At 62.9% G+C, this 15,214-nt stretch carries 31 protein-coding genes; 3 read left to right on the top strand and 28 right to left on the bottom strand.

The genetic code is table 11. From position 1 onward, the window contains the following. Positions 1-11: 11 nt before the first annotated feature. The 16 genes from AC1RIF_RS19690 to AC1RIF_RS19615 all read right to left on the bottom strand — a co-directional run bounded on the left by AC1RIF_RS19690 (position 12) and on the right by AC1RIF_RS19615 (position 7,130). Positions 12-212, bottom strand: a complete 201-nt coding sequence (locus AC1RIF_RS19690; RefSeq protein ID WP_492603047.1) for a hypothetical protein — start codon at positions 210-212, stop codon at positions 12-14. Next, entirely contained in the window at positions 209-559 is a 351-nt protein-coding gene (locus AC1RIF_RS19685) for a hypothetical protein (protein WP_492603046.1), read from the bottom strand. The genes AC1RIF_RS19690 and AC1RIF_RS19685 overlap by 4 nt, the downstream gene beginning before the upstream one ends. 76 nt (positions 560-635) lie before the next feature. Then, positions 636-1,859, bottom strand: coding sequence for a hypothetical protein (locus tag AC1RIF_RS19680; RefSeq protein ID WP_492603045.1), 1,224 nt, complete (start codon positions 1,857-1,859; stop codon positions 636-638). 222 nt (positions 1,860-2,081) lie between these two features. After that, positions 2,082-2,297: a hypothetical protein gene (locus tag AC1RIF_RS19675; RefSeq protein ID WP_492603044.1), complete on the bottom strand. Its 216-nt coding sequence runs from the start codon at positions 2,295-2,297 to the stop codon at positions 2,082-2,084. Continuing rightward, entirely contained in the window at positions 2,297-2,584 is a 288-nt protein-coding gene (locus AC1RIF_RS19670; RefSeq protein WP_492603043.1) for a DUF6378 domain-containing protein, read from the bottom strand. The genes AC1RIF_RS19675 and AC1RIF_RS19670 overlap by 1 nt, the downstream gene beginning before the upstream one ends. After that, on the bottom strand, positions 2,581-2,817 hold the full coding sequence (locus tag AC1RIF_RS19665; protein ID WP_492603042.1) for a hypothetical protein: 237 nt from the start codon (positions 2,815-2,817) through the stop codon (positions 2,581-2,583). Before AC1RIF_RS19665 ends, AC1RIF_RS19670 begins: the two co-directional genes overlap by 4 nt. Positions 2,818-2,890: 73 nt before the next feature. Then, positions 2,891-3,343 (bottom strand): RusA family crossover junction endodeoxyribonuclease, encoded by a 453-nt coding sequence (locus tag AC1RIF_RS19660; protein WP_492603041.1) that lies wholly within the window; start codon positions 3,341-3,343, stop codon positions 2,891-2,893. Next, complete coding sequence (locus AC1RIF_RS19655; protein ID WP_492603040.1) at positions 3,340-3,537, bottom strand: hypothetical protein; 198 nt, start codon at positions 3,535-3,537, stop codon at positions 3,340-3,342. The genes AC1RIF_RS19660 and AC1RIF_RS19655 overlap by 4 nt, the downstream gene beginning before the upstream one ends. Beyond that, the gene (locus AC1RIF_RS19650; RefSeq protein ID WP_492603039.1) at positions 3,537-3,815 is read right to left on the bottom strand and encodes a hypothetical protein; all 279 of its coding nucleotides are present in this window, start codon (positions 3,813-3,815) and stop codon (positions 3,537-3,539) included. The genes AC1RIF_RS19655 and AC1RIF_RS19650 overlap by 1 nt, the downstream gene beginning before the upstream one ends. Continuing rightward, positions 3,812-3,982 carry a hypothetical protein gene (locus tag AC1RIF_RS19645; RefSeq protein ID WP_492603038.1) on the bottom strand — a complete coding sequence of 57 codons (171 nt, stop codon included), beginning with the start codon at positions 3,980-3,982 and terminating at the stop codon, positions 3,812-3,814. Before AC1RIF_RS19645 ends, AC1RIF_RS19650 begins: the two co-directional genes overlap by 4 nt. Beyond that, positions 3,979-4,542: an RNA ligase family protein gene (locus AC1RIF_RS19640; RefSeq protein WP_492603037.1), complete on the bottom strand. Its 564-nt coding sequence runs from the start codon at positions 4,540-4,542 to the stop codon at positions 3,979-3,981. Before AC1RIF_RS19640 ends, AC1RIF_RS19645 begins: the two co-directional genes overlap by 4 nt. Continuing rightward, positions 4,539-5,000 carry a WhiB family transcriptional regulator gene (locus AC1RIF_RS19635; RefSeq protein ID WP_492603036.1) on the bottom strand — a complete coding sequence of 154 codons (462 nt, stop codon included), beginning with the start codon at positions 4,998-5,000 and terminating at the stop codon, positions 4,539-4,541. The genes AC1RIF_RS19640 and AC1RIF_RS19635 overlap by 4 nt, the downstream gene beginning before the upstream one ends. Positions 5,001-5,039: 39 nt before the next feature. Next, a complete protein-coding gene (locus AC1RIF_RS19630; protein ID WP_492603035.1) occupies positions 5,040-5,309 on the bottom strand; it encodes a hypothetical protein in 270 nt (89 codons plus the stop codon). After that, entirely contained in the window at positions 5,306-6,109 is an 804-nt protein-coding gene (locus tag AC1RIF_RS19625) for an alpha/beta hydrolase (protein ID WP_492603034.1), read from the bottom strand. Before AC1RIF_RS19625 ends, AC1RIF_RS19630 begins: the two co-directional genes overlap by 4 nt. Continuing rightward, on the bottom strand, positions 6,106-6,387 hold the full coding sequence (locus AC1RIF_RS19620) for a hypothetical protein (RefSeq protein ID WP_492603033.1): 282 nt from the start codon (positions 6,385-6,387) through the stop codon (positions 6,106-6,108). The genes AC1RIF_RS19625 and AC1RIF_RS19620 overlap by 4 nt, the downstream gene beginning before the upstream one ends. 191 nt (positions 6,388-6,578) lie before the next feature. Then, positions 6,579-7,130 carry a hypothetical protein gene (locus AC1RIF_RS19615; RefSeq protein WP_492603032.1) on the bottom strand — a complete coding sequence of 184 codons (552 nt, stop codon included), beginning with the start codon at positions 7,128-7,130 and terminating at the stop codon, positions 6,579-6,581. A gap of 190 nt (positions 7,131-7,320) precedes the next feature. Between AC1RIF_RS19615 and AC1RIF_RS19610 the strand changes: the two genes are divergently transcribed. Continuing rightward, a complete protein-coding gene (locus AC1RIF_RS19610) occupies positions 7,321-7,773 on the top strand; it encodes a hypothetical protein (RefSeq protein ID WP_492603031.1) in 453 nt (150 codons plus the stop codon). A gap of 77 nt (positions 7,774-7,850) precedes the next feature. Here the strand turns inward: AC1RIF_RS19610 and AC1RIF_RS19605 are convergent, their stop codons facing one another. Genes AC1RIF_RS19605 through AC1RIF_RS19575 form a run of 7 tightly spaced genes read right to left on the bottom strand, consistent with a single transcriptional unit; the run spans position 7,851 to position 10,589 of the window. After that, positions 7,851-8,318, bottom strand: a complete 468-nt coding sequence (locus AC1RIF_RS19605) for a single-stranded DNA-binding protein (protein ID WP_492603030.1) — start codon at positions 8,316-8,318, stop codon at positions 7,851-7,853. Positions 8,319-8,320: 2 nt separating this feature from the next. Next, positions 8,321-8,617, bottom strand: coding sequence for a hypothetical protein (locus tag AC1RIF_RS19600; protein ID WP_492603029.1), 297 nt, complete (start codon positions 8,615-8,617; stop codon positions 8,321-8,323). Between the two features lie 17 nt (positions 8,618-8,634). Continuing rightward, complete coding sequence (locus AC1RIF_RS19595; protein ID WP_492603028.1) at positions 8,635-8,877, bottom strand: hypothetical protein; 243 nt, start codon at positions 8,875-8,877, stop codon at positions 8,635-8,637. 26 nt (positions 8,878-8,903) lie between these two features. Continuing rightward, on the bottom strand, positions 8,904-9,179 hold the full coding sequence (locus AC1RIF_RS19590) for a hypothetical protein (RefSeq protein ID WP_492603027.1): 276 nt from the start codon (positions 9,177-9,179) through the stop codon (positions 8,904-8,906). After that, complete coding sequence (locus AC1RIF_RS19585; RefSeq protein WP_492603146.1) at positions 9,176-9,631, bottom strand: DUF4326 domain-containing protein; 456 nt, start codon at positions 9,629-9,631, stop codon at positions 9,176-9,178. Before AC1RIF_RS19585 ends, AC1RIF_RS19590 begins: the two co-directional genes overlap by 4 nt. After that, on the bottom strand, positions 9,631-10,149 hold the full coding sequence (locus AC1RIF_RS19580; RefSeq protein ID WP_492603026.1) for a hypothetical protein: 519 nt from the start codon (positions 10,147-10,149) through the stop codon (positions 9,631-9,633). The genes AC1RIF_RS19585 and AC1RIF_RS19580 overlap by 1 nt, the downstream gene beginning before the upstream one ends. Before the next feature lie 50 nt (positions 10,150-10,199). Then, a complete protein-coding gene (locus tag AC1RIF_RS19575; protein WP_492603025.1) occupies positions 10,200-10,589 on the bottom strand; it encodes a hypothetical protein in 390 nt (129 codons plus the stop codon). A 210-nt stretch (positions 10,590-10,799) separates the two neighbouring features. Here AC1RIF_RS19575 and AC1RIF_RS19570 point away from each other — a divergent pair, with 210 nt between their 5' ends. Beyond that, positions 10,800-11,294, top strand: a complete 495-nt coding sequence (locus AC1RIF_RS19570; RefSeq protein ID WP_492603024.1) for a hypothetical protein — start codon at positions 10,800-10,802, stop codon at positions 11,292-11,294. A gap of 51 nt (positions 11,295-11,345) precedes the next feature. On the opposite strand, the gene AC1RIF_RS19565 is transcribed toward AC1RIF_RS19570, so the two are convergent. Beyond that, positions 11,346-11,630, bottom strand: a complete 285-nt coding sequence (locus AC1RIF_RS19565) for a hypothetical protein (RefSeq protein WP_492603023.1) — start codon at positions 11,628-11,630, stop codon at positions 11,346-11,348. Between the two features lie 358 nt (positions 11,631-11,988). Next, positions 11,989-12,255 carry a hypothetical protein gene (locus AC1RIF_RS19560; protein WP_492603022.1) on the bottom strand — a complete coding sequence of 89 codons (267 nt, stop codon included), beginning with the start codon at positions 12,253-12,255 and terminating at the stop codon, positions 11,989-11,991. A 292-nt stretch (positions 12,256-12,547) separates the two neighbouring features. Between AC1RIF_RS19560 and AC1RIF_RS19555 the strand changes: the two genes are divergently transcribed. Beyond that, a complete protein-coding gene (locus AC1RIF_RS19555) occupies positions 12,548-13,474 on the top strand; it encodes a DNA-processing protein DprA (protein ID WP_492603021.1) in 927 nt (308 codons plus the stop codon). Positions 13,475-14,304: 830 nt separating this feature from the next. On the opposite strand, the gene AC1RIF_RS19550 is transcribed toward AC1RIF_RS19555, so the two are convergent. From AC1RIF_RS19550 to AC1RIF_RS19540, 3 genes are read right to left on the bottom strand one after another with little or no spacing between them, the layout of a single operon-like run. Beyond that, positions 14,305-14,511: a hypothetical protein gene (locus AC1RIF_RS19550; RefSeq protein ID WP_492603020.1), complete on the bottom strand. Its 207-nt coding sequence runs from the start codon at positions 14,509-14,511 to the stop codon at positions 14,305-14,307. Positions 14,512-14,527: 16 nt separating this feature from the next. After that, complete coding sequence (locus tag AC1RIF_RS19545) at positions 14,528-14,719, bottom strand: hypothetical protein (RefSeq protein WP_492603019.1); 192 nt, start codon at positions 14,717-14,719, stop codon at positions 14,528-14,530. Beyond that, complete coding sequence (locus AC1RIF_RS19540) at positions 14,716-14,961, bottom strand: hypothetical protein (RefSeq protein ID WP_492603018.1); 246 nt, start codon at positions 14,959-14,961, stop codon at positions 14,716-14,718. The genes AC1RIF_RS19545 and AC1RIF_RS19540 overlap by 4 nt, the downstream gene beginning before the upstream one ends. Between the last annotated feature and the right edge of the window lie 253 nt (positions 14,962-15,214).

Genomic DNA, 15,214 nt, shown 5'->3' with positions numbered 1-15,214 from the left:
AACAATATTCGTCATGGTCGGGCCTTCTGTCGGATGTCGCCGAACCGTGCGACCAGCATCGTGCGCACACCCATTGCGGCCTCATCGATTCCGCCGTCGACGGTCTGTGGAACGAACAGCGGATTACCTTTGCCGTACGGGAGTTTCACAGTCTGCTCGACTGTCACGTCGTCAACCTTCACGATGATGGTCACGAACTTTTCGCCGGTCATGCCGTTGCCTCGTTGATCCGGCGGGTGAGATCCGCGAAGGCTTCCAGCGTCGCCATCAACGGCGCGTAGTCGGAGAACTGGGCAATGGCGATCGGCTCGGTACCGAATGGTCGTCGGCACTCCACCTGCGATATCTGGCCGCGCCAGTGTTCCCGGTCAGGGTGGTCCACAGTCAAGTACGTGGACGCCTTGTGGACGTTGGCGACAGCCTGGCCAATCGGCGTATCCAGTGGAACCGCAATGGTTGTCGGCTCATCAATCCGCCAGCCTTGCGTCACATCGCCGATGAGGTTGAAGTCTTTGTCCCACACTCGAACGTTGTAGACCGGAAGCTTGAAGGTGCTCATGCCTTCAATCGTCACATGCCGCAGTGCCGGTTTCGTCAAGTTCGGAGCCTGGATACCGGACAATCAAGGCCATGGGCTAGATGACGGATAAATCCGACCAGCACCGCGACGTGTGCTCCCCCACCAACAGGCCCAGCATCCCCGGCTTCGACCACACCCCATACTGATTCAGCATGTACTCCGATGAACGCTCAGCCTCCAACGCCGGCGTCCCGAACAGAGTGCGGTTCTGGAACTCGTTCGTGTACAGATGGTGGTAATGCGCGAAGAACCACAACGGAACCGATCCGAGTGTTTCTGTGCGGCCGAGGATCTGACGCTCGACAGCAGACTTGGCGCGCAGCTCGGTTGATCCGCCACGGCCCTTCTCGACGTAGCCGTGGGTGAAGTAGCAGTCGACACCTGACAGGTTCACCAGCACGGCGGGGTCGCCGTCGCCGATGGTCCAGTCAATCACCGGGCCACCGAACGGTGCCATCTCGTCGAACAGCTTCTTCACCTGGCAGGCGATGTAGGTTGAGGCGTTGTCGCCCTGGCTGGTGACCGGATCCTTGGATCCGTTGCGGGTCCACTCCCCATGGTTCGAGATCACCGAGGATGCGGAGATCGGCAGCCTCAACTCGGCGACCTGCTTGAGCGTCCACACCCGCAGATCGAAGTCCAGCTCAAGCTGCTTCGACTGATTCAGTTCGACGGTGTACGGCTGGTTCGCATAGTTGTTGCACACACCCTCCGTTTCGTCGCCCATCCAGGCGACATGGACCGCCTCCGGCCGCCGCCCCGCAGCAGCCATCCCGCGGATGGCCGCGCAGTGCCCGAGGACGCCTCGCTTCCAGTTCTCGACGGCTTCGTCGGTGCCCTTCTTCCCGAGCTGCGGGTCCGCGATCTTCATCGAGTATGTGGCGGCGACGACTGCCGGCGCTTCGGTTGCGGCGGTGGGGCGGTCGGTGATCGATTGCAGGGCGGCACGCCATTGCCGCATGGTGCTGTCTGGGATCTTCTCGCTGGTGATCCGCCGGAACCGCGCCGAATACGAGTACAGCTGGATTGCGTCGCGGTCGCCGTCCTTTGTGCGGGCGGACTGCTGCCAGGTGGACATGCGGACTGTGTCATCGACAACCTCGAACACGCTGGCGTCCAGGTTGAACAGCTCGAACACCGGGCGCCAGTCGTCGAGGATCGGTGAGGTGACGACCACGTTGTTCACGGCAGCACCATCACTCGTGACGTCGATGCTGCCCTTGTTCGCAGGCTGCTGCTGACTGTCGAGGGCGTTGTCGATCTTGTCGGCAAGGCTCACGCGGCGGCTCCTACGGTTCCAGTGCAGGGGCAGATGCCGCGCATGTGCTCCCGGAAGCTGGTCATACCAACGTGCAAGCCCGCCTCGGCGCAGATCTGCTTGAGTTGGGCTGCGGATAGTCCCGCGGCGACGCCACGTTCGATTGCTGCCCGTTCGTCATCGGTTCGGCTGTCGAGCCATGCGCCGGTGGTGCATCGGCGCCTGCTGCGGGTGAGTGCGTGATCAATGGCGGCTGCGATACTCACGGCCTGCTTCCTCCCATGCTGTGGCGGCAACTAGGGCCGCGAATGTGACGGCGACTGCGGCGAGCCAGCCGGTGACTGTGACCGTGTCGGCGATCGCGGAGGCGATGATCCAAGCGGTGGTGGCGAGGACGAGCGCCCACGCTGCGGTGACGGCCACTACCGCGACACGGAAACCAACCTCCCGGCGTTTCATCAGGCCACCTCGTCGGCGAGGGCCGCATAGCCGGCGATGTCGACGACGTTGTCCCGCTTCTGCTTCGTGGCGTCGCGGGACACCTTGAGGAGGATCATCATCATGGCGACCTGGCGGGCCGTCAACTCGATGTCGAGGAACGCCGCCCACATGTCCGCGATGCGGCCGAGGTTCCGTTCGGCGGTGCCGTAGTCGTCCTGCCGTTGGCCGCCGATGATGTTCTCGGCTTCCTCGAGAACGGTCGGGTTCACAAGGCCGGCGTTGGCGAGCTTGTCCGTGATGCTCACTGTGAGCTCCTGACGTTGATGGTGGTGGGTTCGGGTTCCGGGGTTTGCGGGTTCGACTCGAGGATGTTCGACGGGTCTCCGAGGTATAGGCGGCCGTCGTCGGTTTGTTGAAGGTCGTCGAGGTTGAGGAACCGCAGTTCGGTATTGCCGGGGAGGGTGACAGTTTCGTGTTCGGGCGGCTTCGGTCGCGGCTTCAACCGCAGGCGGGCCGAGGACTTGAACGGGGCGCTCATGCTGTCCTCCAACCGAACCGACGGCTGTCCCGGAACATGAGTCCGTAGCAGACGAACGCCGCCGCGAACAGGATCACGATGCACACTGCGTTGAGCACGCTTCCTCCCAACTGAGTTCCAGCCACATCCGTCCCGGTTCGCCCTTCACGGCGGGGTGGATGATCGGCTCAGGCTTCGACATGTGGCGGGTGGAGTCGTCGGGCACCATGCCGTAGCCCGCGTGCGTGTTCATGCCGCGCTTCGTCTTGACGAGCTTCGTGGGTGTCAAGCCATCGGCCAGCGGCTTGAGTGTGGCGACGAGGTTATCGGTGTCGCGTGCACGATTGTCGCGGGGCTGATAGTGCAACTGGACGGTCACGTAGTCGAGTCCAGTCGGCAACCTGTTGGCACGTGCTAGCTGCACCATCACTTCACGCACATCCCGAATGGTCCGGGCCTTCGCCATCGCTGCACCACGTGACACGCCACTGTCATTCATCGACAGCGGCGGGCGCTGAAACGGAAGGTCGATCGTCACAGAGTTCATTTCTCCACCGTCACTTGGTCGTTGGGTGCGAAGGTGAGGGTGGTTGATCCTGCGACGCTGTCGACACCGATTCGGGTGTAGGTGAGTTTCTGTTCGATTTCGACGATGCGGTAGCGCCGTTTCTGCCACATGATCGACTGCCCGGCATGCGTGCCGTCGAGGTTCGCGGCGAGGACCACGGTGGATGCGGCCATCACTTGACCTCGATTCGTGCGTCGTGGATGGGGAGGCCCGCGTCGGCGGCTGCCTGCTCCTGGTCGAGGGCGTGTTCGAGGATCCCGTGCAGCGGAAGCGGCGGGATACCCAACGCCTTCGCGATCTGCGGGCCCTTCATGCCGTGACGCTGCATCCGGAGGACACCAGCTGTCTCGTGCGGGGCGTCGGAGTCCATGCCGCCGAGGAAGTCGATCGTCATACCGGGGACGGGCGTGTCCAGCTCGGGGTCAGGCTCGTAGGCCTGCGCGGTGGTCACGCCTTCTCCTCGGGTTCGGTGAGGTAGCCGTCGGCCTGCAAGCGTTCGATGATGGCGTGGGCTTCGTCGAATGGCGTGTAGTCGACGGCGCGGGTGCTGTCTCGGTGGTTGCGTGCGGCTTGCATGGTGGCGAGGATCGCGTCACCACGAGCCTTAGCGGAAATCACGCTGCGAGTCCCTTCGGAAGGTGGTCGTTCTCGATGAGGACCTTGAACGAGGAGCGGGCGGCGGGGAGGTAGACGATCACGCCCTCAGGTCGGTCGAAGTCGACGGCCTGGGATCCGTTCATTGCCAGCCAGTCGACCTTGCCGTCAATGTCGATCGTCGAGAACGGGCCCCGGTGCAGCACGGGGACGATGCCGAGCCCGTCCACTGCCGACAGCTCGTCCTCGTGGGACTGCCAGCGGTCGACGTTGAACAGCGAGAACCGCTTGTCGCCACCCTTCAGGCCGTAGCCGCGCTGGATGCCGGATCCCCACCATTCGCCGTAGTGGTATCCCTCACCGAGCGTGTCAGCGAGCGCGCCGGCGTTCTCGTACACCCAGCGGGCGAAGCCGTAGTTGTCGGCGTCGGGCGTGATGATCCGGTTACGGGACTGCGCGCCAACAACCTTGCCGCCGTCAGTAACGATGACACAGGCGTTGGTGCCGTCGATCTTCTCAGTAATCACCATGCTGCGGTTGAGGCGGGGAGTCTTCGGCCAAGCCTTGAAATCGAGGGTGCTCATGCTGCGCTCTCCTTGCGTCGGTTTCGGTTGTGACAGCGGTCGCACATCCCGCGCCCGTGATGTGTAGGCCGCCCATCGTGAGGGTCTTTCGGGCCGCGCATCCGCTCATCGCATTGGACGCAGTTGTCGGGCCGGGGCTTCATCACGCGAATGGTGCCGCCCGCAGCAATCTTCAGGAGGGCGCGGCGAGTGTTGTGGTCACCGCGGCACACGTATCCGGCGCAGATCACATCATCGGCGGGGGTTTTCGCGTAGCTGTCGACGGGAGTGCCGGCGGTGAGCGCCTCGGTGGCGCATTCGACCTTGAATGAGCATGTGCCGCAAACAGTTTTGGCGGCGGACCCTTCGGCGGTGTTGGGCCAGAGCCGGTCGCCGTCGGGTCGTTCAAATCCTGCGATGCCTCGACACGGCGCCTGGTTGCGCCAGTTTCGGGAGGTTCTTGGTGTGTCGAATGACATGCGTGTAAGTATGCCTTATCACGCATTGTTGCGCAACCATCACGCGGGGTTGCGGAGCCGCTCGATTTCGGCGCGGAGTTCTCGAATCTCGTTGCCGCGCAGTCTCGCTAGTTTCGCTGCGCTCGTCCACGTGGCGAGGCTCATCGCTTCGAGCGCAGCGTCCATTGACGCCTGAATCTTCAGCAGCTCAGCCCACCATGCGCAGATGTTGTGGACACCATGCTTTTCGATCGCCGCTGCGCAATCGTCGGCATACATGTCCGCCAAACACTTTCGGACCGCAGCCTCATGCCGCGCCAGCTCGCTCATAGGCGACTGCCAATCTGCTTGAGCTGCCACGAAACCCACTGGCAGTAGGTCGGGCCGCCGGGATGGATGGGCTGCCACCCGTACACGAGATGCTGACCACCCGCTGGATTGTCTGCTGTTCGGGGCAGGTAGCCGCGGATCTCGGCACGGGCACGTCGGACACGGTTCGCCTGGTAGAGGATGTCGAACAAACGCTCAGCGTTCCATGCGTTCTGCCACGTACGGGTTGCGAGTGTCGCTGCCACGTCCCGCGCCCACGCTGCAGGATCCGCGAGACCCATCTGCCGGGTGACGTCAGCGATGTTGCGAATCAGGGAGTCGTGGTCGGCGCACGCGATCATGTCTCGCGGGTTCGACAACCACCACACAGGGAACTTCCCTGCCGGGATCGGGCGTTCCCCACCAATGCCGTAGCCAGGGACAACGTTCCCGGATGCTGCGCCGGCGGGCCGCATCGGATCAGCGATCAGAGCGACAGCGCGGACGTCGAGGTCGGGATGCTTGCCGAGGCCGATGTCGCGGGCAACGTTCCCGACGATCGTCGCACCCTGCGAGAACCCGACGAGCGCGACTGGGTACGGGTCGTCACGGATCGCCCGTATCAGATTCGCCTCACCCGTGCGGACACTGTCTGCATAGGCGCTGGGGTTCCCGTAGGTGGCCGGATAGCGGACATTGATCGACCGCCACACCCGCGAGTCGAGGCCCTCACGGACCGCGGAGAGTAGGTGCAGGTCGTTCCGGCCGGCGTGCGGGTTCGCGCCGGTCCCCTCAACGTAGAGGACCGTTCCCCGCGTCACGCAGCACCACCACAGCCCACCTGGAAGCCACCCATATCCCAGCAGGCACCGTTTCCATCCTGGCGGAATGCGAACGCTACGTCGCGAGGATCAACGCCGACGAGGCGACACAGCTCATCAAGCCCCGACTTGGTGCCAGCGTCCCGTTCGAGCTGCTGGACTGCCGTCTTTTCGATGACCATGTCGCCGAGATCATCGATCGCCACCAGCAGGCGTGCGGCGGTCACCTGAAGATCCGAACGCATCTCAATCAGACCAAGCTGCTCGAGCTGCTCCAACCCGCGCACCAGCGTGTCGTGAGGCCCAGTGGGAGAACATGATTCAGTCATAAAACAACGGTAGGCCGCAGCCTCCGAACGTTCTTACACGTTCGGACGCTACGGCCCACCCTGTGAACAACCTTCTACCTGTTGGTAGCCTCTCACGCGCTGGTGCCGGTCCGCTCTCATCGCGGCCCGGCACCTGTGGTCTAGGAGCCGAGAGATCCGAACGAGAGTGAGCCGAGGCTGCCGGCGCCAGTTCCGCCGCCATCGACGGGCGGCGGAGTGCCGATGGTGAACGCCGTTTGGGTTAGGGCGTATGTGATGTCGCCGTCCACAACCTCCAAGCAGATCGACCCTGCAACATACTTGCCATCGGCGATGTATGGGATCTTGGCGACTGCTGACTCGCCCCCGTAGGGGTGCACGTAGTTGTCCGAGCCGTCAGGATTCCGGGTGTTCTGGCCGTTCGGTGATACCGGTGTGCCGACGAACCAGTTCATGGGTTTGTTGGCGACGTCGAGTGTGGGGCTGTCCAGAATCGCTGTTGCATTGGCCTCGGTATGGATCCACGGCCCGGTGCACTGTTTGCCGTTGTCAGACGCGGTTGCCGTAATTGTGAAGGTGGCAGTGTTCACGCCGGTCTCGACGGTGACGGCTGGGGCCTCGACGGCGAACGCCGCGCCTGGCATTGCTACTGCTGCTGCGCCTGCGAGTGCCATGGTGGCGAGGCCGCGTCGGATGGTGGTCGAAGTGTTCATGTCCCCCTCGTTCTGTTGGTTGCAGAACGAGTGAGACTAACAGTGCAATCAGGATGGTTCGGGCAAATCGGTGGATCCGTCCTGCTTCCGCGAACTGGACAACAAGGGTGCTCCGTCGCGCTATCGTCCAGCACACATATTGACCTCGTCGGGAACCAACTGCTCAGGTCGGGTAATTCCAGGAGGATCGATGCGCAGGATTATCTCGAAGCTTGCCGTCACTGTGGCTGCGGTCGGGCTCATGATCGCGGGGGCAGGAACGGCTAACGCAGTGCCGGCGGCCAGTGGTATCCCAAGTGGGTCTTCCCAGTTGTGTGGCGCGGTCTACATTGGTGCGCCCTGGGTTCCAGGCGGTCCGCCGCCACCTCCCGCAGAGGGCGTTCCTGGGGTGGTTGTCGTCGGTACCTTGATGAACGGGACTACCGCGGTCTCGACGATGTCCGCTACAACCGCATCAGATGGCAGCTTCTGCTTTGCTCTCGGCCCCGGATTCAACCCGGTAATTCTCAGCGGCGGGCATCTGGAGTTGAGCGCTACCGGATACAACGCGTACAGCTGGGGCTCGCCAGGCATCTTCGCTGCCGACCTGTTGGCCAACACTTTTGTGCCGGGGAGCTACTACCAGTTCTACATCGCAACGTAGGGGGGGAACACTTGTGGGCGCTGCGAGGGATGTTGCTTCCTCGCAGCGCCGTAAGTGTTTGCTGTATCGCGTGCCTACTAGAACGGTGGCTCGTCGTCGCGGTACCCGCCCGAGGTGGGTGTGCTGCCCCAGGTGTCGCCGGACGGCTGACTCTGCCTGGACTGTCCTCCCCCACCGCCGCGGTTGGCTTTGTTGACCTTCGCGGTGGCGTAGCGGAGGCTGGGGCCGATCTCGTCGACTTCGAGTTCGACGACGGTGCGCTTCTCACCTTCACGAGTTTCGTAGGAGCGCTGCTTGAGTGCTCCGGTGACGATGACTCGGGATCCGCGGGTCAACGATTCGGCGACGTTCTCGGCTGCTTCCCGCCAGATGTTGCAGCGGAGGAAGAGGGCTTCGCCGTCCTTCCACTCGTTCGTCTGCTTATCGAAGCTGCGCGGCGTGGACGCGACGGTGAAGTTGGCGACCGCGGCGCCGGCCGGGGTGAAGCGGAGTTCGGGATCGGCGGTCAGGTTACCGATGACGGTGATGATCGTGTCGTTCGCCATGGTCAGGACAGCTCCTTGATGGTGGTTCCTTCGGGGATGGTGATGTGGATGGCGGGGTCGCATTCACGGTCCGGGCGTTCGCCGAATCGGATGGGCCATTCCGTCTGCGTGTCAGTGTTTTCAACGGCGAGGGTCCATTCAGCATCAGACCCTGGCTTGCAGAACTCGGCCCGGATGATGAGGGAGTCACCGTTCGGGGCGACAAGCACTCCAGCCCATGGCCCGTAGGCCTCGAACTCTTCGCTGATCGCACCTTCGAGTTCGACGAGGTCGTCGGAGGCGCCGTAGATGGTGAGCACGTTCGTCGATCGCATGGTTATGCGGCCTTTCGGTGGTGGTGTCTTGGGAAGTACTGGCGGACAAGGCCGAAGTAGCCGTCCGGGTCTTGGCGGAGGAGTTCTATCGCGACAGGGTTGGTTCCCTGCCCGACGATGCAGCCTTCACGGCCGTGTTCGAGACCGTCCATGTATCGGCGCCGCTCGAACAGTTCCTGCTGGTCGCATATCGCCGAGAACTGCCGGTTAGTGTCGAGTTCCCGCAGTCTCGCGATGAATGCCATGCCGAGGTTGTAGTCACGTCGGAGAGTCACGATGCGCTCCTGTGGTCGGGTGTGTAGGCGCGGAGGTCTTCCCACGCGGTGCGGGACATGTAGCGGGACAGGGTTGGGTGGGTGGATTCCCGGTGGAGGGGGACGATCTTCCAGCCGTCGGCTCCGGTGGGATAGTCACTGTCGCGGCGCAGGATTCGGGTGCGGTTCGATGCTGGCACCGGGCACTGGAAGTGTTCGGTCCACTCGATCGAACCGTCGTCCTGCAGCCAGCCATGCTCCACAATCTGCATCAGGGTCGGCTGCTCGCTCACAGCACGCTCCCGTCGGTGTCGTAGTGGGTGCCGCAATCACTGCAGCGCATGTAAGGCCCGAAACTGCGGTCATGCAGTGCCTGCATGTCCGTGCATGGACACGTGTTCGCGATCTCGAGCAGCACGTCCGCGTGGCACGGGGATGAAAGCGTGCACCAGCAGGCAAGGTCCTTGCCCGCGAGTTCGGCGCGGATCTCGCTCAGTCGCGGGAACCCATCCCAGCCGTCCTCGACCGCTCGACGGAATCGATCTGTCGCGATCCGGCGTGCGGCCTCGAGGTCGGTCGACTGGGCGCAGAACACCCCGTCAGCCCGGACCACATCGAATGGTCCGGATGCGTGAACTGGGGTGACGACATACGGGTTCCCCCACTTCGTCGGCCGTCCGACGTACACAGCCCCTTCGGGCATCCGCCAGCCCTTCGTCCGCTTGCGCTGGATCCGGATCGGCATCAGCATTTGCCTTCCAGTGCGGCGCGGAGCATGTCGCCGTCATCGAATCCAGGTGTGGATAGCAGCGCACGCACGCGGCCGATCGTGGCTTTCAGGTCGTCAAGGGCAGCGATGCAGGCCTTGTGGAGGGCGCTCGGGTGCTGGCCCTTCGACTTCGCTGCGGTGATCACGTAGGAATTCCCAGTTTCGGGATCCCGAACGGTCATCTCCATGTAGTTGACCGCTTCGGGGTTGTCCTCGAACATCGCCCGAGCTGCTGCGCCGATGGAGTTGGCGATGTACTCGGTGGCGCTGGCGCGGAGGCTTCCGTCCTTGTCGAATCCGCGGACTTCGGCTTCGGTTGCGGATTCGAGGTAGGTCTTGTCGGCGCGGATCTTGGTGGCAGCGCGCTTGGTTCGGCAGCGGTCGTCGTGCGGGATCCGCATGGTGAGGTAGCCGTGGTTGCTGGCGGTGGTGTCGATGCCGCCGTTGGGCCAGAGGTGCCCGAACGCGGCGGTGATGGAAGCCGCGACGTCCATGGGGAGTGGCAGCTTGACCTGAATGATGGTGTCGTCGACGTCTACCTTGCTCATGCGAGTGCTCCCGTCAGGTGGAGTGCCCAGCCGTTGATGTGGAGGGTGACGCCTTGGGCTCGGTCGAGTGCGGGGTCGGCGAGGATGTGGGTGGTGTTGGCGCCGATGGTGGGGAGGAGTCCGGTCGCGGACTGCTGCACGCTGGTGGCGGTTTCGTCGGGGCCGTTCTCCAGCTGCCGGCGCCCGAACCCGGACTGCATCGTCTCGAGGGTCGAGTATTCGGCTTCCCACTGGATCGGCACATCGGCTTCGTCGGCGAGGAGGACGTCACGCCATTCACTCCCCCAGCTGATGTCGATGATCAGGTCGCGGTGGTCGATGGGGATGCCGAGGTTGCGGAGTGCGGTTGCTTCGCGGTGGTCGAGGGCAAGGGTGGCAGTAGTCATCGGGACTCCAAAAGGGTTGGGTTGGTTCCAGAATGGTTGGCCTCACTGGCATGAGGCATGAACCGAACGTAGTTGATCACGCACAATCACGCAAGCATCGCGCAGTCTCGGTCCGAGGGGGGTGTGACGACGGGAACAAACCGACCACCTGCGTCGTTACGTCTTTGGATGTCGCCAATCGGACGGCACCACTCCCCGACAAGGAATGAAATGAAGCTGAACGAACTCCGCGACTTGGTCACCAGCTCAACGAATGACGACTGGAATCACATCGCCTGCTGGGGCGCCGGCACCGGGCCGAGCTACAAGGGCCGGAATGACAGCGACGCCCACGGCAACCTGGCGATCTTCAACGCTGACATCGACATCTCGATCGCATGGGGACTCGACCTCGACGAGCGCGATAGCAATCCGACTCCCGCACGAAGCTTCGATTGGGCCGAGAACCTACCCGACGAGAAGGTCTGGATCGTCATCGCCGACATCTTCTACCGCGGATCGCTGGTCGACCGCATTCACCTCGCCTCGGTCGACGGCGGACGGGCACTGCTGCCTTGGGCACATGAGAAGTTCAGCGGCCCACACAAGGGCAAGATCGTAACCTCGCAGTACGAGTACGACCTCGCCCGCCTGATCGACGGATTCGAGGGCGGCAGCGAGTTCCAGAACTGCTACGAGGCCGTTGGGTTCGAGATCGTGAACTAAGCTGCAGAGTCGACTGCACCCCAGGGACGAAATACCCTGGGGTGCAGTTCGCTATGCCGCGATCAGATCCAGACGTTGCTGCACATGCTCGACGAGTTGATCGTCGAACTCGCCGGGCCGCGCGTGACTGACTGGCGTTCGACCACAGGACAGCTCGGGATGCAGTTCGAGGTAGAAGGCGCCCGTGTTGAAGAAGTGCAGCCGGTTTCGGTCTTCGGATGAGTGCTTAGCCATCAGCGCGCCTTTCCATGTGGAGGCGGTGCTCAACCCGGCGGGCCGTTGCGCGCGCCCGAGCCAACCCCTGATGTCGGCGAACCTCCGCGGCAGCGGGCTCACCCTTTGCAGCCTCGGCGTTGAGGATGAGGCTGGCGGTGTCGTGCAACTCTTGGAGGTGGTCACGCTCCCCCGCCGGCAGTTCCGGGTCAGCGAGAGCTGTGGAGGTGGCGAGCTGCATTGTGGCAGCGTCAGACAGGTTCACGCGGCCCCCTTGTGCCGGGCCTGGGTGTTGACGACCCGCCGCATCACTGCGAGTTCGCGCCGCAGGTCGAGGCGGGATGGTTCCGGGGTGCGTGGCCGACTCATGAGACGACTCGAAACAGGCTGTTGTGCATGATGGTTCCTTTCGGTTGCGACCCTGGCAGGCCGTCACACCATCATATCCACTGCGCGTTATCACGCAACCACTGCGCAGAAGCTAGGCGTAGAAGTCGTCGCCCCGGTCGTCGCCCATCACTGATTCCTCATCCACGAACGGTTCCCGCGTGAACTCCCCGAACTTCTCCACCAGCCGCAGCTTCTCCAACGGCGCGGTCGGGCCACTGCAACAAGCCTCAGGGGTACCGATCAACAGTGCCTCACCGTCGACCATCGTCACGAAGTAGAACACCCCTTGATGCTCACGCTGCCCGTCCTCGTCAGGAATGAACTCGACTCGATCCGCACTACGAAACTGATAGGTCACCCGACACCTCCAGATCGATGTGCCGAGAACCTAAACGCAGGCACCGACAGGATCGGCCGGACCGACCCGGCGGGGTCGCGCGGCTGCGGCAGGCAGGCCGGTCCGTTAGGTGAAATTGAGCCAATCAGACCTGCCGGTTTCGAAGGTCTCTATTCTGTGACCCATGCAACTTGCGGCAGATGGTGGTGTACTTGCGCCCAGAGGCGCCTGTCTAGCCTCGAACTTGTCATACGGATATGGGACTATCGAACCTGTGTTCGATAGTCGGATCGATGTGTGCGAGGAGGTCGTGATGGGAGGCGACCGCACCGAGGAGCGCTGGGACGACAACGAGCGTGCGACACTCGTCGCACTGCTGCGCGTGCAGCCCGAGAAGCTGAAGTGGCATGAGATTTGCGATCTTGTTGCAGAGCGGGGAAGCGCGACGGAAGTGTGGCATTCCTACTTCCCTGGAACGCTCTTCGACGACGACGAGCCGTCCCAGGCACTGCGTGAGGCGATAGGCGAGTACCTTTCGTGGAAGTCCGCGAAATTCGAGTTCCACACCTTCATGGACTCGACATACCCCGAGCAGTTGCGCTCCGTGCATCAGATGCCCCCCATCCTGTTCACCGAAGGACTCCGGATCGACCATGACCTAGCTGTTTCAGTGGTCGGTTCCCGCAATGCCTCAACTGCCGGCCTGAGGTTCGCAGCGGACGTCGCGCGCATGCTGGTGAATTACGACGTCACCGTTGTGGCAGGTCTGGCTGAGGGTATCGATACGGCCGCCCACACTTCCGCCCTAGAAGCGGGTGGTAGGACTGTGGCCGTCCTTGGAAACGGGATCAGCCGCCAATACCCCCGTTCCAATTCCGGACTCCAGCGCGCAATCGCCAGTTCCGGCATGCTGATTAGCCAGTTCATGCCTGATTTCTCACCCACCCGATGGTCTTTCCCCGCGCGAAACGCGACTATGAGCGCATATGGGGTTGCAACCGTGGTTGTTGAAGCGAGCGAGCGAAGCGGAACCAGAATCCAGGCCCGTGAAGCGATCGCCCACGGTCGACCAGTGATCTTGTCCGAGTCCGTCCTGAAGACCACATCGTGGGCTCGCAAACTACAGGGGCAACCGGGCGTCTACGTTGCAGCCAATGCAACCCAGGCGGTGGCTCATGTCGAGCAGATCATCGCTGGCGAGCGGACCGCTGTCGGACTCATCTCAAGCGCTCCGTGGTAGCCGCCATCCTCACGCCCTCCCAGCAGGTTGCGAGTGAACTTCTCGTGTCAAAGGCGGGAGCGTTTTACCGCAACACCTACCGCCCGGGCTCTGAGGGGGTCTGCGTAGTATGCACTGGTCCGGCGAAGTCCGAGATTTGCGGTAAGTGTGGCCGCCACCGGGCAGAGTTTGGCGACGAGCTTGCAGATCGTGTGGTTACGTTGACCTACAGTCAAGGCAACCAGCCGGGCTCCCTGCACCAGTCCGCGCACGACTTCAAGAGGTACAAGGCGCTGCCGCCTGCTCCGGATTGTCAGACGCGTGTGGTTCTAACTGCTCGTGTTGGCATCGAACTACACGCCGCATGCCTTGAAGCGGAAATGGGGCGGCCGTGGAACGCAGTAACATTCGTCCCGTCAAAGAATCGTCCCGGCGCTGAGCATCCAGTTGTCGAGATTGCCAAGAACGTCGCTGTTGCCGCACGCATCCCTGACAAGTCGAAGTTCCTACTAGGCATTGGCCCGGGGATCGACATGGGCGACCACAATCCACGTGACGACCGGTTCTCGGTCGGGGCGAGTTGTTCCAGCCTCGTGAACGGTGGTCACGTTCTTGTGGTCGATGACACTTGGGCGAGTGGTAACAAGGCGCAGTCGGCTGCGGTCGCGCTCAAGCGCGCGGGCGCTGCGAGTGTCACCGTTCTGGCGGTGTCACGCTGGCTTCGCTGGGATTGGCCAGACCATGCAGCTTTGCTGGAGACTTGCACAACACCGTACGAGCCAACCAGGTGCCCCGCCATGGATGGCTATTGCAGGCTGCTGCAATAGCCATCCATGGCGATACTGTGGCCTTCAGCTGGCCCTGCTTCTGATTTCGCCGATCACGTATTCGGTGCCGGTCCGGCATTCGTGGGTGGCTTCAGCAATCAGTTCGCGGCGGGTGACGTCTACGCGCCGGCGGTCCGGCCACACGGCGCTGACTGCCTGGTGGTCGAACCCACCCTCGACGGGCCGCTTCGCTAGGACGACGTAACCAACGATGGGGTTCTGCTTATTCACTGGTCCTCCGTGGTGGTCATGGTACGTCCAAGGTATCTGCGAGTGTCTGCCCGAACTGTGCTGCTGCCCCGTCGCGTTGGCGCCAGTAGTCGGCGAGTGCCCGTACCCGCCCCAGAGCGTCGGTGTCGGTCCAGATGATGGTGCCGACGGGGAGCTGGTCGAAGGCCTCGATGCAGTCGACCGACTGGGCTTCGTCTTGCTGGTTCATGCCGACACCTCGAATCCTTCGTCGCCGAACGTGACCGGGCCAGCCTCGATGTGCGGTGTCGGCGGCGTGTGCAGGATGGTGATCGGGCCGTACTTCGACAGTTGACGGCTGGTCATTGGTGCGGTCTCGTAGCTGCACCACAGACCGCCTCGCTTCTGGGCTGCATCGTCGAATCCGTCGATGACGACAGTGAGGTTGGGTAGGGAGTCGAGCAGTTCGATCAATTCGTCTCGTTGGCTCACGGCTACTCCCACTCTCGGTATCGGCCCGGAAATAGATCAGCGTCCGGAAGCTGGCATGTTCCGCAGCGGATGGATGGTGTCGGGTCGTAGTACGACTCCCGACTAGTCGGCGTGCTGACGGTGTACTGGAACTCGCGGCGGGCCCGGCAGTGGAAGCACCACCGCTCACCGATGTCCTCGCGGTGGGTGACTTTCATCGGGGTGTAGCAGATGTGGACGCTCACGGCTGGTCTCCTGCTTGTTTGAATGCGGA

It is taken from the genome of Prescottella sp. GW823-FHT02E09 (assembly GCF_058797375.1).
The sequence above is the reverse complement of the archived record's forward strand: the minus strand, read 5'-3'. Positions and strand labels throughout refer to the sequence as shown.